This is a genomic window from Denitromonas iodatirespirans (assembly GCF_018524365.1).
GTDB lineage: Bacteria > Pseudomonadota > Gammaproteobacteria > Burkholderiales > Rhodocyclaceae > Nitrogeniibacter > Nitrogeniibacter iodatirespirans.
Genome location: NZ_JAEKFT010000016.1, coordinates 76,296 through 90,827, shown reverse-complemented (window position 1 = coordinate 90,827; position 14,532 = coordinate 76,296). Strand labels below are relative to the sequence as shown.

Below are 14,532 nucleotides of genomic sequence, written 5' to 3'. Positions count from 1 at the left end.
GCCAAAAATTATGCCATTCAACTTTTTTCAAGCAAGCAAACTTTTCGTCATTTCGGCTGACAACACTCGATCACATGGCTCTCCACCGATTTCCTTCCGTTCTTGGGTAGCAAGACATGGTGTTTCAAGACTTGCCCCCCGAGTGCTAGCTGAAGCGTAGGCTTAGTGCGTCACAGCCCATATAATCGCCGGATGGAACGCATCCAATCGATCAATCTGGAACGCATCGGCTGGTGTCTTGCCGACCGTGGCATGACGCGGGACGAACTCGCCCGCGAGGTTGATATTGCGCCAGCGACGCTGACCAAGGTGCTAGATGGTGAGGCGGGGCTCACCTTTAACCAATTGCGCAAGCTGGCGGCCTTCTTTGGACGCGGCACGCTGTTCTTTCTGGCGCCGGGCCCGGTGGACGAAACCACGGCTCACACCCCTCAGTTCCGTACTCTCGCCAACCAGAAACCGGAGTTGTCGGCTCGCTTGAAACTGCTGATTGAGCGGGTCGAGCACCAACGCACCATTTATATGGCCCTGCGGGAGGAACTCGATCCAGAGGACGTTGTTCGTTTCTCGCCACCCAAATTTGTCGGGCTCAGCGTTGCTGAGGCGGCTCAAACCGTGCGCCAATGGCTTGGATTGGCCGACCGGAATGATTTCAACAGCTACCGCGCGGCCCTCGAAGCGCGTGGTTTGCTGGTGTTTCAGAGCAACGGCTACCAAGGCCAATGGCAAATCGCCAAGGAAAGTCCGATTCTGGGATTCTCTTTGTATGACCCGACCTGTCCGGTGATTTTCGTCAAAAAGCAGGACTCGGACGCGCGGCAGACTTTCACGCTGATGCATGAGCTAGGGCACCTGCTGCTACACAAAACGAGTTCGATCGACGACGAGAGCGATCTTCACTCGCATGCTGGTGCGGAGCAGGAGGCCAACGCCTTTGCGGGTCACCTGCTCGTCCCGGAAGCGTTTTTGTTGAGCATCCGCGACGATGAACGCCCAGATGAAGTCGCGATGTTGGACGACTGGCTCGCACCTCAGCGCAAGGCTTGGGGCGTGAGCGGAGAGGTGATCCTGCGCCGTCTCGTCGACGTCGGGCGGTTGCCAAAAGCTCAATACGCGGCCTATCGGCAATGGTGGGCAACGCGCGAACTACCGCCTAAGACAGGGGGCAGCCGCGCGTATCGCAATCGTGAGCCCAAGCACATTTTTGGCGACGGCTATGTGCGCACTGTACTCGATGCCCTCAATTCGCGCCGCATCTCGCTGACCAAGGCGAGCACCTACCTCGACAATCTGAAGATTAGCGACCTGCACGAGTTGGAACGGCACTATGCAGGTATTTGACGCGTCGTCCATGATCCACGCGTGGGATAACTATCCCATTGCGCAGTTTCCGGCGCTTTGGAACTGGATGGCGGATCGAGTAGCACAGGGCGTGATCCAGATGTCTGAAGTGGCAGTCGAGGAAGTTGGGCATAAAGTGCCGGAATGCGTGAACTGGCTCAAGGAGGCTGGTCTGCAAAAACTGCCAGTAACCGAAGCGATCCTTCTTGAGGCCATGCGGATCAAGGATCTGTTGGAAATCGAAGAAGATCGGTATGGCAGCGGAGTCGATGAGAACGATCTCATCATCATCGCCACAGCCAAGATCCACGACGTCGAACTCGTCACGAACGAGGCCGTCCAGGCAGTCCTAGCCGCACATAAACGCAAATACAAGATTCCCGCCGTTTGCAAGATGGATACCGTCAAGGTTCCCTCGCTCGACTACCTCCTGTATCTCAAGCGCTCAGAAGCCGTTTTTAACGGATAGACGTAAGCAGCCCCCTGCGGAACTCTGGACAAATTTCGCGGGATTTCTGACCGAGCGTTCGCGTATTGCCACGCGTGCCACTGATAAGATGGCGCATTGACACTGGCATAGTCGCTGACAGGCACATTTCCGCGCATGAGCAGAACCATAGCAGCCCCAACCCCGGATCACATGAGCTCTCGCGAGTTCGATGCGGCGTTCCTGCGCAAAGCCTTGGCCCCGATGCAACCGTACGATTTTCTCTGCCTGGGTTTCGCGGATCTCAGTGAGGGCGGTGTCGACATCCGTCGAGCCGCGCTTCTGGAAGGCGGCGTCCATGAGAGCAGCAATCAATTGATTGGTCAGTGCGCACTGCTGTTGTGCACTTGGCGAACGATCGGCCACCCCTTGGTAATCGATATCGGTCCATGCGCCTGTGTGGGTTCGCGCTTGCTCAATCGCACGCCGCCACCGCGCATCCTGGCGCTCGACGGCCACACCCTCGTCGGCGACCAGATCGCCTTTCTCGTCGTCAGCAGCCCATCCTGGCAGCTCCAGGAGGTCGACAAAGCCTTGCTTCACAGCACTTTGGACAGTGTGCTGACCCGAAGCCGGAAAGCCACCGACGCCAACGATCCGGCCACAACATGGCGCGATGCGCCGGTGGCGTTTACGCCACGGGAGATCGAGGTTGTCGCGCTGGTCGCCAAGGGGCTCACGAACAAGGAAATTGCCCGCGAGCTTGGACTGTCGCCCAACACCGTGCGCAATCACCTGAGCAATTTGTCGGCCAAGACCGGATGCCGCAGGCGCGCCCAACTGGCCACGCTGTCCGTCCGTTTTCAACTGGCCACCGGCGATCCGCCAGACTCAGGGGCCCAGAACTGAAAAGGGGATCACCCATTCAACCGACGCTCTCGATCGCTTGAAAAACAGCCCCAGACCCGCCGTTCGGTCGCCATCGAAATGATCCACACGGACACGCCATTGCTGGTTGTTTCTCATCAACCAGCCGATCTGGGCCGAATGCCACCGCCCTCCCCCTTCGCCCTCGACAATCCCGAAGTAGCGCAGATGCAGGCGATCCTGCATCAAGCGGGTCTCCGCCAACATCGACGCGCTATAGCGCCAACGCGGGCCTGCGCCGTCGCCGCGATCATTGCGTTCGGCAAACACTTGGGGACTGAGCATGAGGCTGCCTCGCAACCAGTCGAGCCCGATCAGCGCACGCGCTTGTGGCAACCCCAGGTCGGCGCCCTTGAGATCGTAGGCCATCCTGGCTGCCTCGCCACGCAACACCAGCGCACCGACCGGCACGTCGAACGACGCGCCGAGCATGACGACGCGCGCGGCATTCCAGCCGGCATCAAGCACTTGGGCAGGCAAGGGCTGACGCCATAAGCCGTGGTAGGCCATCACCGTGTACTCGGCGGCGTCGGCTCGCCCGCTCCAGCGCAGCGCGACACTGAGCGGACTCATCCCTTCACCCGACGCCTTTCGCGGGCGGTGGGGCAAATCGTCGCCGGGCGGCCGAAAGCGGTCCAGATGGCGGTCGGCGGACAACCACAGCCCGAGTTCGCCGTTCCCCGTGTCGTATTCGATCTCGCTCCCCCAGGCGCCGACCCGGGCGTGTTCGGCGTCTTCGTGGAACTGGTCGGGCGAATCCACCGGTACCAGTATGTCGAGCACCCGAAAGCCATCCGCACGGCCGCGAACGATCATGAGCCGCCCCAATGAGACGCGCCACCGCTCATCTCGCCAGGTCCACGACAACTCCCGGAGCACCGACGTTTGGTGGGCATGACCATCCATCCATTGCCGGGACAGCTCAGCTTGACCAGCCAGCACCCCGCCGAACAGATCGGTGCGTCCCTCCAAACGCCCCGTCAGCGCCCCACCTTGGTTGTCGTCGCGCGACGCGTAGTGGTCCACCCGCGTGCGCAACTCACCGTGAAGGTTCGTCTGCGCCAAAACGTTCGCACTGGCAAGGACAAGGGCAAGCACCCATCGCTTCGGCCTTTGCCGCCGCATCACTCACCCGCCCCGCAAGAATCGCTTGGTGGTGTATTCGACGTCCAGATCCAGGTCGAGCTGACGGCTTTCGATCAGCATGCGCGTGACCTGCCCGTTGTCGAGATTGCGCATCTCGTACTCACTGGGTCGCCAGTAGTCACCCAGCTTCTCCAGCCCACGCGTTTCCAGCCGTTTTCCCTTTATACCCCCCTTGGCGTGGTACTCGATCAGCACCGGATACAGGCTTTGCGCTTCGAGCCAGTAGGTTTTGCCGGTATAACCCGAGGCGTCCTGCTCCAGCGCGGTCGAGGGCCGCGCCTCCACCACTCGGCACTGCAACGCGCCACACGGCGCGTCGCGCGGGGCCGAAAACGCGTAGTGCTCGATCTTGTAGTCCTCGAAATCCTCGTGGGTGAACTCCGTACCCAGAAACCAGTTGCTTTTTTCTGCGCCGGCAAGGCGCCGCAAACGGCGGTTGGCCGGCATGTAGAGCCAAAGATCGTTCGCCGATTCGCCCCGATCGACCACCAGCAACCCGGTGCCCTGCAACGATGCCGGCCGTTCAAAGCGGATCAAGGTCCGCTCGACCGGTGCGCCGTCCTCGTCGGCGCGGCGGAAGTAGAGACTCATCCGCCGTTCCTGCACGACACTGCCATCGGCCGCTTCAAGAATCATGCGATAGACAGACCGCTCCGTCCGACTCTTGGTCTGCTGTTCGGACTGGCGCATCAACGCCAAGCCGGCTTCGTCGGCAACGAAGGTGTCGGCCGATCGGGCCGCCGGTGATGCACTGGCAAGGATCAGGGCCAGCATCAGCGGCCACCGAACCGGGCTCATCCGAACTTCCTCCGGCGAGTCACACCCACCGGGTCGAGCGCACGGACCGCTCTGATCACCGGCAGTGCGGCAAGCGGCAACACCAGCAAGGCCGGCGCGACCACGACGAGCACGTCGAAAAGGCGCACATAGGTATCGACCGCCAGCCAGGCCTTGCCCAGCAGACCGTTCAAGCCCCAGGCCATCAGCATCGCAATGGGCACTGACAACGCGACACCGACCGCCCCGATGAGGAACACTTCACGTCGGATCATCGTGGACACGGCGCCCCGGCTGAAACCGAGAATCTGCAACAGCGCAAAATCACTCTGCCGGGCGGCGAACGCAAACACCACGCTGACCAGCAGCGCGAGCACCGCGACGATGAGCGAGAACACGGTCGCCAGATGCAGGATGCCGGCAATCTCCTTGAGGTGCTTGACGAACTCGGCAATGACCCGCTGCTTGTCCATGACCCGCGCGACCCAGTCGATGTCGAACAGACTCGCGGAAGTCAGCGTGCGTTCGCCTGCCGCCGAGATCATGGCGCCCGTGTTCTGGTCATCCAGGTCAAGCCACCGGCGCACGCTGGACACCGGGCCATAGGCTTCGCTGGGCATCACGCCCGACACCACGCCGATCAGTCGCGGCGAGAAGTCGTCGCGCACGCCGCTCACGCGAACCGGCTCACCCAACGCCAGCCCGAGCTTCTCGACCACCCGACGCTCGAGCAGTACGACGTCTTCATCCTCCGGCGCCAGCCAGCGTCCGGCGACAATCGTCGGGTGGCGCATCGAGTCGGCGCTCACCCCCGTGACCAGCGCGCTTTCGCGCAAGCCCCGCCCGTCGACGCGGACCATGCCGCGCGCAAAGCCCTCGACTCGCGCATCTCCAAGCGATCGGGCCAGCGCGGGCAGTTCATCGTCCCAGGCCGGCGCCGAGATCATGGCGCCCGTGTTCTGGTCATCCAGGTCAAGCCACCGGCGCACGCTGGACACCGGGCCATAGGCTTCGCTGGGCATCACGCCCGACACCACGCCGATCAGTCGCGGCGAGAAGTCATCGCGCACGCCACTCACGCGAACCGGCTCACCCAACTTCAGTCCGAGCTTCTCGACCACCCGGCGCTCGAGCAGTACGACGTCGTCATCCTGCGGCGCCAGCCAGCGCCCGGCGACAATCGTCGGGTGGCGCATCGAGTCGGCGCTCACCCCCGTGACCAGCGCGCTTTCGCGCAAGCCGCGCCCGTCGACGCGGACCATGCCACGCACAAAACCCTCGACTCGCGCATCTCCAAGCGATCGGGCCAGCGCGGGCAGTTCATCGTCCCAGGCCGGCGAGATGAAGTCGACGGTGTAGTGCCAGCGGTCCGAAACCAAGCCGTTGACGATGGTCTGCTCGAACGAATGCAACGCCACGAAGAAGGAGGTGGCGGGCGCCAATGCCAGAGCGATCACCGCCATCGTCCCGAACGCCGTACGGCGGCTGCGCAGCAATGCGCGCAGGGGATATCGCCACAACAGCGCCTTGATCGGCACATCGGCGCGCGATGGTGGCGGCAGCACGTCGGTCTCGCGCATGGCATCGACCGGCTGCGCCTGGCGAATCCGCCACAAGGACCAGATCCCCACCAGCACAAACATGCCAGCACCGGCGAGCGCGGCGGTGAGGTAAACCGGCAAATCGAGCACCAGATCGGGCAGCGGCATGCCGATCGCGTGGGCGTACTCCATGCCGAAGCCTTTCATCATCAGCCACCCGACCCCGGCGCCCACCAGCAGGCCGGCGACAAGCACGGCCGCCAGCGGGCGCGCCCAGGCGATCATCAAGGATCGCCGCGAATACCCCAGCGCGAGCAGCACGCCAAGACTGCTGCGGTGTGTCGTGACCCACTGGCGCAGGACGAAAGCCAGCACGAGCGCGCAAGCCAACGCCAGAATGGCGCAGATGGCCGGTGTGAAGATCTTGAACGCGTCGAGATCCATCTTCAGATACAGATGACCGAACTGCTTCGACAGCGGCACCGACGCCTCGATGCTCAACTTGCGGCGCGCGTCCTTCTCGATCTTGTCGACCACCCAGGCGTCCAGGTCGCGACCCGGCACCTCGGAAGCGAAGATCACGCTGTTGAGCAGCCGAAACCCCATGCGTGCGCGCACGAGTTGCTCGCTGACCTGCAGCACCGCCAGCGACCCCTTCGACGGCATGAAGAAACCCGGCGCAGCGCCGTCGATCAGATGTTCGGGAAACACGGCCACGCCGCGCACGGTCAGGGGGATGCGGTCGTGCCCGACCTTGACCATGATTTCATCGCCTGGCCCGAGGTCGTGATGCCCGGCGAAATTCCGATCGATCAAGGCGCCGCGCGTGTCGTCCGCGGCGGGCACCCGGCCATCGATCAGTTGCGGTCGATTGATCGACTGACGATCCGGGTCGACCGCGATGACGAGCGCCGAGATGCGCGTCGCCTCATCCTTTTCATAGCTGCCGGCCAACAGCAGCCGAGGCTCCCACGCGCCCACGCCGTCGATGGACGAAAAATCGGGGACATTGGCGGCATCTTCCGGCACGAAGCGAATCTCGTGGGCCGCGATGTTCGATGCGCGGTACAACAGGTCGCGGTGCTCGAACAAACCGTTGATCGCCGAATAGACCCCGGCGAACACGCCGACGGCCACGCCGAGCGTGACCACGGTAGCCAGCAGGCGCCCCCGGATCGACCGAAGTTCACGCCAAAGGTAAATGCGCACGAAGCCATGGCTCACGACGCCGCTCCTTGCGTAAGGCGCCCGTCGACCATGTGCAGCACGCGATCGAATCGGGCGGCCAGCTTCTCGTTGTGCGTCACCACCAGCAGTGCGGTACCGCGGGTCCGCGTCAGCTCAACCAGTTGCTCGATCACCCGGTCGCCGGTCGCCGCGTCGAGATTCCCCGTCGGCTCGTCGCCCAGCAGCACAGCCGGCCGCTTGATCAAGGCGCGGGCAATCGCCACCCGTTGCTGCTCCCCGCCCGACAACTGCCCCGGATAGGCATCGGCCCGGCCGCGCAAACCCAGTTCATCGAGCTGCTGCCGGGCATGGTCCGGATCGGCGGGTAGCCCGGCGGCTTCGGCGCCGGCCAGCACGTTTTCGAGTGCGGTCAGGGAGGAGATCAGGTTATAGAACTGAAACACCACGCCCACAGAGACGCGTCGATACGCATCCAGGCCCGATTTGTCGCCCGCCTCGATGACCTGGTCGCCCACCTGCAAACGCCCGGCATCCGGCACATCGAGACCTGCCAGCACGTTCAGCAAGCTGGTCTTGCCGGCCCCGGACGGCCCGAGCAGCGCAACGGCCTGGCCTCGGTACAACTCGACAGTGACATTGTCCAGCAGACAGCGGCGTGCATCGCCCTCGCCAATGTGGCGAACGATACCCGTCGCGCGAATCGCACAATCGGTGACAGTCGGTTCCGTGGGTTTCATGGCCGCTCCTCAAACGATGGTCGAGGCCACACGTTCAAGCTGCCACTGAACGCGAACCTGAACATCGATCGCCCCTTCCAGGGACGAACACACGGTGCAGTATTTTCGAAACGACATCTCGCATCGCTGCTTCATGGTGTCGCTTTGGGACTGCGTCAAGGTCGGCGTCAGCGTGACATCGATGCGCCGGATGCGCGGCAGATCCTCTTCGTTGGGCGCCACCACGGACACGGCATCCACCGCCATGGCACGCAGGGGCATGGCGGCGTGGCGGCAGATTTCGGTCAGGCTCGCAGCCAGGCAGTGCCCGACCGCGCTGGCCAACAAAGCCGGCGTGGAAGGCGCTGCCGCCTCACCGATCGGGTCGGGTTCATCCGACGCAAATGGCGCACCGTGAAGGCGATCGCCTTCATAGGCCTGAGAGATGAAGCGGAACCCCTCCTGCAGTTCCATCTTTACGCCGAAGTGGCGCTCTTCCTGATTGCGCATGTGCATGGGCGACTCCTGTGATCTAGACGGCTTGAGCCGTCGCGGGCTGAAAAAGGTCGAAGCGTCGGCGCAACACGCGGCCGACGAGCGAAATGAGCTGACAGACGACAACAAAGCAGGCCGCCACCATCGCGTACCAGAACAACAAGCGGGAGGGCTCCCGCTCGGTGGCGATCATGGCCAGATGAAGCACGTCGCTGACCCCGACGATGTAGAGGATGGAGGTGTCCTTGAACAGCGAGGTGGCGAAGCTGGTCACCGAGCCGATGCTTCGTCGCAGCATCTGCGGCAGAACCAGCGAAGCCATCAAGTGAAGGCTGCCCATACCCACCCCCCGGGCGGCTTCCAGTTCAGCCGGCGGCACGGCACGCGCACCGGTCAGCAGCATGTCGGACAGACTGACGGCGGCATAGACGGTGAGCGCCACCAAAGCCGCCATCAACGGCCCCGAGGGTTGCCCGCGGATCAACGGCCACAGCAAGTTGCACCAGAACGCGATCAAGAGCACCGGCAACGCACGAACGATGTTCGCGAGCATCGACAGGGGGCGGGCGATGATCCGCGGGCCGCCAAAGCGCGCAAGTGCGAGAGGAATGGCAAGGACATAGCCCGCGGCGAACGCCACGGCGAACACCGTGCAATTGGCCATCAAGCCACCGACAGCAGAGGGGGCACCGTCCCCACCCGTGAGCATCACTTCGACAAAACCGGTCGTGCTCACCGGAACGCCTCCTGGGCGCCACGCGTGCCACCGATGCGCCGCGTCAGCGACGCCAGGCCCCACCCCAGCGTCAGATAGATCCCGCTGACGACCAAGGTCGCCTCGATGCCACGGAAGGTGATCGATTCGATCTGCTGGGCGGCCCACATCATTTCCGGCACCCCGATCGCCATGCACAGTGCGGTGTTCTTGATCACATGCACACTGCGGTTGAGCAGTGCCGGCATGGCGAAGCGCACGGCCTGCGGCAGGACGCACTCGACCACGGTCTGGCGCTCGGACAAGCCGCAGGCGAGCGCGGCCTGCCGCTCGTCCCTGGAGACCGCCCGGATGCCGTCGAGCAAGGCGTCGGCCACATAGGTCGTGTTGTCGATGAGCAAGGCGCCGACAGCACATGCGAAACCGAACTGCAACAGACTCAAATCCCAAGGAATCCCGTTGCTGCCGAACAGGGCTGGCACCCCGGCGTAGAACAGTAGCAGCCAGAACAGGCACGGGATGTTCCGCGCCATCTGCCCCCATGCCCGACCGGTTGCGCCAACGATTCCGGGCAAGGCCTGCAGCGTCGCGAGCAGGGCGCCCACCAGCAAGGAGCCCACCATGGCCAGCACACCGATCAGCAAGGTCCAGCCCAAACCCGCGGCCAGCCAATGGACGTACTGCGCCTGGGCGAGGATCGACCAATCGAAGTCGTAATGCAGCGTCATAAAGACACCCGGGGCGCCAGAGCCGCGGGCCGCGGTGCATCGCAGCAGATCAAGTCACGGACCCGGCGCAACAACGCCGCGCCGCTGCAATCGCATCGCGACACTTCGTGCAGTGCAGCGCGGCTGAGCACCGCCACCCGATCGGCAACACGGTCGGCGAAGTCGCAATCGTGGGTGACCATGAACACGGTCACCCCCTTGTCCGCGACGCTGCGGATCAGCGCCCCGACCTCGTCGCGCAAATGCCAGTCCAACGCCGAGGTCGGTTCGTCCAGCAACAACACCGATGGCTCCAAGGCCATGCTGCGGGCCACCGCCACCCGCTGCCGCTCGCCGCCGGACAGGGTGTGCGGCAAGGCCACGGCGCGCTGTGCCAGCCCCACCTCATCCAGCGCATCCTCGGCGCGTTCGACCGCTTCACGGCGCGACAAGCCGCGCACCCGTCGCAACGGCATGGCGATGTTCTCCACCGCGCTCAGATGAGAGAACAGCGGCGCACTTTGCAGCACCATGCCCACCCGACTGCGCAAATTTGCCAGGTCGATGCTGCCGTGAAGAACCGACTCGCCATCGATACGGATGTCACCCGCATCGACCGATTCGATTCGGTTGATGGTCCGCAACAGCGTGGACTTGCCCGAACCGCTCTTGCCGCAGACCGCGACCACCTCGCCGGCCACCGCACCGAAATTGACATCGTCGAACAGGCACTGGCGCCCGAAGGCTTTGGTGACGGCACGAAGTTCCACTCGCATCATGGCCCTACTCCGGCCAAACGAAGCGGGTGTCGCCATACACATCGCCCGGTAGGCGGGGGCGCGCGTCGTGCGCCATCGGGTATCGCCCCTTGGCACCGAACCAGCGCTCGTAAATGGTGCCGTACTCGCCGCCGGCAATCATGTCCTGCAATGCGAAGCTGACCGCGTCGCGCCACTTACTGTCGTTGGGGGGGGACGCCGATTGAGTACAGACCGGGGCTGTAGCCCTTGCCGACCATCCCCAGGTCGTCCGACTCGCCGCCGGAGAGGGCGGCGATGATCGGACTGTCCTGCGAAAACGCGTCCGCCTTGCCTTGGCGTACGGCCAACATGCAATCAGCATTGCGCTGCAGCGACAACATGTCGGGTTTGGCACCCCCCAGCTTCTCGATGACCGCAGGCGCCGCGGTGAACGCATTCGAGCCCTGATTGACGCACACCGTCTTGCCGCCCAGTTGACCAGCGTCGGTAAAGCGGCCCTTTTTCGCGACAAAGACCTTCGCCGTCCACAGGTAGGGCGGCTCGGCGAAATCGATCTGCTGATCGCGGCTGCGCGTGTGGCTCAGATTCGATATCGTCATGTCGATCTGACCGTTCGCCAGATAGGCAATGCGCGTCTTGTTGTTCACCTGGACGCGTTCAACCCGGGCCCCCATCTTCCTGGCCAACGCATCGGCCAGGTCCACATCGAACCCGACCCACTGCCCGGTCTCGTCCATGTAATTCATCGGCGGAGAATCGTTGCCAATGCCGATTCTCACCACCCCAGCGTCCTTGACCTGGTCGAGGACCGACCCGGCGGCCGCCGCGGAACCGGGCCCGAGCAGGATCAAACCGCTCAACACACTAGCGTACGGAAAGACTCTGATTCGACACTGCATTCTCATCACTCCTGACTTCAATGAACTGACTCATGACGGCGAGCGAATCGGCATGGCGCCGGGAGAACTCACGCAAGATGTCCGATGCCGCCACAAACCGGTCCTGGCATTGCTGTACCGAGTCCACCGTGGCGTGATCGAAGGCAAGATGCCCCGCCGACTCGAGTGCATGCATCCAGCCGCGCTGGAAAGACCAGACATGCGCACCGATTTCCAGATTGATCTGCGCGAAGCTCAGATACGCCCGTTGTCGAAGGTCGATGGCCCGCAGGTCCACATCCTCGAACCGGGGGTAGAAATGCACCCGTTGCGGGCGCACCACGGCCACCCACATCTGCCACAACTGCCGCATGCTCGGACAGCTGCTTGCCTCGGAAACCACGTTGACCACGCTCGCATCGGGCACGTGTTTCAGGCAAGCCAGAAAACTCGCTTGCCATGCGTCCTGATGCAGCAGATTCAGGGGCGCCTCGGGCGCCACGGTATGAATGTCGGCGTGGTACTTGCCGCACATCAAGCGCTCCAGCCCCATCCACTGTTGGTAGAGGCCGTAGCGCTTGCCGCTGTAGCGCCCACGCCGCGCATCGCCGATCAGGACCGACGGGCGAAGAATGAGCCAAGGGACGCCGACGCCGGCAATCACGTGCTCGGCGCGACGCTTCGAGCAGGTATAGGGCGTCGGATCGCTGGGCGGCTCATCGAGCAGCGCCTCCCTGATCTGGCCCTCACGATAGCCGCCGGCGTAGGCGGTGGAGATGTACACGAATCGCGCCACCCCGACCGCCAGCGCCGCCTCGCCGAGCATGCGGGTGTAGTCGACGTTGACCTGCTGCAGCGCGCGCTCATCGTAGTAGTCGATGCATCCGGCGCAATGGACCACCTCCTCCACGCGCCTATCGCGCATCAGTGCGGCCAGCATTGCCACGTTCATGTCGTCGATCTCGGGCCAATCGAGCCACTCGATACGCTCCTGAAGATGCGGATCTGCGCCCAAGGCAAGCAGTTCGAGCGCAAGGGCAGAGCGCACCTCGTCCTTTCGCGACGGATCGCGCAAAGGCACCAGTACCGCGGGCACGCCGCCCGCGAGCAAAGCAGCGGCCGTCAATGTGCCGACATAGCCGCCCGCCCCCGTGACCAGGGTGCGTCGATCCAAGGGACGAGGGGTGTCATTGAGCCGTTGCATCACACCAGTTCCGTGCGCTCGCGAAGATTGCGCACCCGCTGCGCAAGTTGATCGGGGGTGGGAATGCCGCCATAGAAGACAATCTGGCGATCCACCATCACGACCGGAAAGATGCCCATACCGTGCTGCGAAAACAGGGCAACCACCTGTTCGACAGCCCGACGAGCCGGCGCATCCAGGTGCGCAGGCATCCCCATGGCGAACTTTTGCGCCTCGGTGGCCGAAACGAGCAATGGCACACGCTCGTCACCCAACAGCTTGAGCCCCTGGGCAACCGCAGCGAGTACCTCCTCGTCCCCACCGGCCGCCCCCGGCGTGCAGCAGGCGACGGAGATGACGGCGGTCGTGCCGGGCTGAAGCGCGCGCTCGATGGGCTCGATGCCGGACGGGCTCGCCGTATCGGCGGCGCAGCAGGAAAACCATTTGAACATGTGAAACTCCTTTGTCAGTTCAACCTAGAAACCGTAGTTGGACGCGCCCGAGTGTGCCTCTGGCGGCGGGAGGGACTGCCCCACGCTCACTGCGTTCGCTGCCCCCGAGGGGCTGCGCCCGCCCTTGGGGCGGCCCGGCGAGCGGGCGGGCAAGGCGCGACGACGCACAGCCTGCACGCTGCAAGGAGGAGCAACGCGGCCAGGCGGCCCGCCAGGGGTGCCATCGGGTGCGTAGCGCTCTCACCCGCTGGGTGATCGGCCTCGAAGCCGAAAAGATTCGCATGTTCAATACCTTGCTCATGGGCACAAGCGGTCAACTGCGGTTTCTAGGTTCAGCCTTGCAAGGCGTGCGGCAGCAGAAACTGGAGCCCCAATCCGAGGACGGTGGCGACGCCGATCATTCCGATCACATAGGCCACGATGAGCGGCCAGCGGAACAAACGGCCCAGCATGATCAACTCGGGGGCGCTAGTCCCGACGCCGGCGACGATCAGCGCCACCAACGCACCGACGGGCATGCCCTTGGCCACCAGGGCAAGCCCCATCGGTACCACCATCGATGGCGACAGGTAGAACGGCACGGCCAGTGCGGCCAGCGCAGGAATCAGGATCTCGACCGGGAAGCGCCCCGCCAACTCGCCGATCCAACCGTCGGGCACCACGCCATAGAGCAGGCCGCCCGCGAGAATGCCGAGCACCAGCCAAGGCGAGGCGCGGCGCAACTCCCACCAGGCGGAGATGGCACTGAACACCGCCTTGACCTTGAAGGGCATCCTCCCTGCACCGCTCATGAGCGACTCGCCGGAAATACCGACGGCTGCCCCCTGCCCGCCGACGATCGTCACGTAGCGGCCGAGACCCGCCCCCCCGGCAATTAGTCCCAGCGCGATGGACAGCGCCGCAGCCAACACGGTAAAGACGAGCGCGCCCCACAGATCGCCGCGGATCAGGAACAGCATCAGGACGCCTTCGTTGATCACCGGAGAGGCAACCAGGAAAGTCATGGCCGCCGTGAAGGCCACGCCCGCTCTGAGCAAACCGATGAGCACCGGCACGGTGGAACAGGAGCAAAACGGCGTCACCGCCCCGGCAAACGCGGCCCACGCCGCCCCGCGCACAGGGCCCTGGGCGGCCAGACGCCCCATCACCTTTTGCCCCGTGCCGTATTGCTGCATGAGCAGGACCAGAAACGTGACGGCAAAGTACAGCGCCAGCAGCAAAGTCCCTTCCAGGAAGATGAAGCGCAGTGCTTGATCCAGACCGCTCATCGCCAGGCTC

General features: G+C 63.8%; 16 protein-coding genes. 3 read left to right on the top strand and 13 right to left on the bottom strand.

What is annotated here, in order from left to right; translation table 11 throughout:
- The first annotated feature begins 192 nt into the window (after positions 1-192).
- The 3 genes from I8J34_RS14630 (at position 193) to I8J34_RS14620 (ending at position 2,677) form a co-directional block, all read left to right on the top strand.
- On the top strand, positions 193-1,341 hold the full coding sequence (locus tag I8J34_RS14630) for an ImmA/IrrE family metallo-endopeptidase (RefSeq protein ID WP_214362361.1): 1,149 nt from the start codon (positions 193-195) through the stop codon (positions 1,339-1,341).
- Complete coding sequence (locus tag I8J34_RS14625) at positions 1,328-1,810, top strand: DUF4411 family protein (protein WP_214362360.1); 483 nt, start codon at positions 1,328-1,330, stop codon at positions 1,808-1,810. Before I8J34_RS14630 ends, I8J34_RS14625 begins: the two co-directional genes overlap by 14 nt.
- A 171-nt stretch (positions 1,811-1,981) precedes the next feature.
- Complete coding sequence (locus tag I8J34_RS14620; protein ID WP_230411848.1) at positions 1,982-2,677, top strand: response regulator transcription factor; 696 nt, start codon at positions 1,982-1,984, stop codon at positions 2,675-2,677.
- Here the strand turns inward: I8J34_RS14620 and I8J34_RS14615 are convergent.
- The 13 genes from I8J34_RS14615 to I8J34_RS14555 form a co-directional block, all read right to left on the bottom strand.
- Entirely contained in the window at positions 2,660-3,793 is a 1,134-nt protein-coding gene (locus tag I8J34_RS14615) for a hypothetical protein (RefSeq protein ID WP_214362359.1), read from the bottom strand. The genes I8J34_RS14620 and I8J34_RS14615 overlap by 18 nt on opposite strands.
- A 30-nt stretch (positions 3,794-3,823) precedes the next feature.
- Positions 3,824-4,615 carry an outer membrane lipoprotein-sorting protein gene (locus I8J34_RS14610; protein ID WP_214362358.1) on the bottom strand — a complete coding sequence of 264 codons (792 nt, stop codon included), beginning with the start codon at positions 4,613-4,615 and terminating at the stop codon, positions 3,824-3,826.
- Positions 4,616-4,635: 20 nt separating this feature from the next.
- On the bottom strand, positions 4,636-7,383 hold the full coding sequence (locus I8J34_RS14605) for an ABC transporter permease (RefSeq protein WP_214362357.1): 2,748 nt from the start codon (positions 7,381-7,383) through the stop codon (positions 4,636-4,638).
- Positions 7,380-8,084: an ABC transporter ATP-binding protein gene (locus tag I8J34_RS14600; RefSeq protein ID WP_214362356.1), complete on the bottom strand. Its 705-nt coding sequence runs from the start codon at positions 8,082-8,084 to the stop codon at positions 7,380-7,382. Before I8J34_RS14600 ends, I8J34_RS14605 begins: the two co-directional genes overlap by 4 nt.
- Before the next feature lie 9 nt (positions 8,085-8,093).
- Complete coding sequence (locus tag I8J34_RS14595; RefSeq protein ID WP_214362355.1) at positions 8,094-8,579, bottom strand: OsmC family protein; 486 nt, start codon at positions 8,577-8,579, stop codon at positions 8,094-8,096.
- Between the two features lie 16 nt (positions 8,580-8,595).
- Entirely contained in the window at positions 8,596-9,294 is a 699-nt protein-coding gene (locus I8J34_RS14590; protein ID WP_214362354.1) for an ABC transporter permease subunit, read from the bottom strand.
- Positions 9,291-10,001 (bottom strand): amino acid ABC transporter permease, encoded by a 711-nt coding sequence (locus I8J34_RS14585; protein ID WP_214362353.1) that lies wholly within the window; start codon positions 9,999-10,001, stop codon positions 9,291-9,293. The genes I8J34_RS14590 and I8J34_RS14585 overlap by 4 nt, the downstream gene beginning before the upstream one ends.
- The gene (locus I8J34_RS14580; protein ID WP_214362352.1) at positions 9,998-10,795 is read right to left on the bottom strand and encodes an amino acid ABC transporter ATP-binding protein; all 798 of its coding nucleotides are present in this window, start codon (positions 10,793-10,795) and stop codon (positions 9,998-10,000) included. The genes I8J34_RS14585 and I8J34_RS14580 overlap by 4 nt, the downstream gene beginning before the upstream one ends.
- Positions 10,764-10,910 carry a hypothetical protein gene (locus I8J34_RS14575; RefSeq protein ID WP_214362351.1) on the bottom strand — a complete coding sequence of 49 codons (147 nt, stop codon included), beginning with the start codon at positions 10,908-10,910 and terminating at the stop codon, positions 10,764-10,766. Before I8J34_RS14575 ends, I8J34_RS14580 begins: the two co-directional genes overlap by 32 nt.
- A 25-nt stretch (positions 10,911-10,935) precedes the next feature.
- Complete coding sequence (locus I8J34_RS14570; RefSeq protein ID WP_214362350.1) at positions 10,936-11,601, bottom strand: transporter substrate-binding domain-containing protein; 666 nt, start codon at positions 11,599-11,601, stop codon at positions 10,936-10,938.
- A gap of 4 nt (positions 11,602-11,605) precedes the next feature.
- Complete coding sequence (locus I8J34_RS14565; RefSeq protein WP_214362349.1) at positions 11,606-12,823, bottom strand: NAD-dependent epimerase/dehydratase family protein; 1,218 nt, start codon at positions 12,821-12,823, stop codon at positions 11,606-11,608.
- A complete protein-coding gene (locus tag I8J34_RS14560; RefSeq protein WP_214362348.1) occupies positions 12,823-13,254 on the bottom strand; it encodes a hypothetical protein in 432 nt (143 codons plus the stop codon). The genes I8J34_RS14565 and I8J34_RS14560 overlap by 1 nt, the downstream gene beginning before the upstream one ends.
- A gap of 332 nt (positions 13,255-13,586) precedes the next feature.
- Positions 13,587-14,522, bottom strand: a complete 936-nt coding sequence (locus tag I8J34_RS14555; RefSeq protein WP_214362347.1) for a permease — start codon at positions 14,520-14,522, stop codon at positions 13,587-13,589.
- Positions 14,523-14,532: the final 10 nt, after the last annotated feature.

What these genes read in the sequence shown, in the direction of transcription:
- I8J34_RS14620 (WP_230411848.1), top strand. Translation starts at nt 1,982, where the DNA reads ATGAGCTCTCGCGAGTTCGATGCGGCGTTCCTGCGCAAAGCCTTGGCC.
- I8J34_RS14610 (WP_214362358.1), bottom strand. Translation starts at nt 4,615, where the DNA reads ATGCTGGCCCTGATCCTTGCCAGTGCATCACCGGCGGCCCGATCGGCC.
- I8J34_RS14595 (WP_214362355.1), bottom strand. Translation starts at nt 8,579, where the DNA reads ATGCACATGCGCAATCAGGAAGAGCGCCACTTCGGCGTAAAGATGGAA.
- I8J34_RS14565 (WP_214362349.1), bottom strand. Translation starts at nt 12,823, where the DNA reads ATGCAACGGCTCAATGACACCCCTCGTCCCTTGGATCGACGCACCCTG.
- I8J34_RS14580 (WP_214362352.1), bottom strand. Translation starts at nt 10,795, where the DNA reads ATGGCGACACCCGCTTCGTTTGGCCGGAGTAGGGCCATGATGCGAGTG.
- I8J34_RS14630 (WP_214362361.1), top strand. Translation starts at nt 193, where the DNA reads ATGGAACGCATCCAATCGATCAATCTGGAACGCATCGGCTGGTGTCTT.
- I8J34_RS14625 (WP_214362360.1), top strand. Translation starts at nt 1,328, where the DNA reads ATGCAGGTATTTGACGCGTCGTCCATGATCCACGCGTGGGATAACTAT.
- I8J34_RS14560 (WP_214362348.1), bottom strand. Translation starts at nt 13,254, where the DNA reads ATGTTCAAATGGTTTTCCTGCTGCGCCGCCGATACGGCGAGCCCGTCC.
- I8J34_RS14555 (WP_214362347.1), bottom strand. Translation starts at nt 14,522, where the DNA reads ATGAGCGGTCTGGATCAAGCACTGCGCTTCATCTTCCTGGAAGGGACT.
- I8J34_RS14600 (WP_214362356.1), bottom strand. Translation starts at nt 8,084, where the DNA reads ATGAAACCCACGGAACCGACTGTCACCGATTGTGCGATTCGCGCGACG.
- I8J34_RS14585 (WP_214362353.1), bottom strand. Translation starts at nt 10,001, where the DNA reads ATGACGCTGCATTACGACTTCGATTGGTCGATCCTCGCCCAGGCGCAG.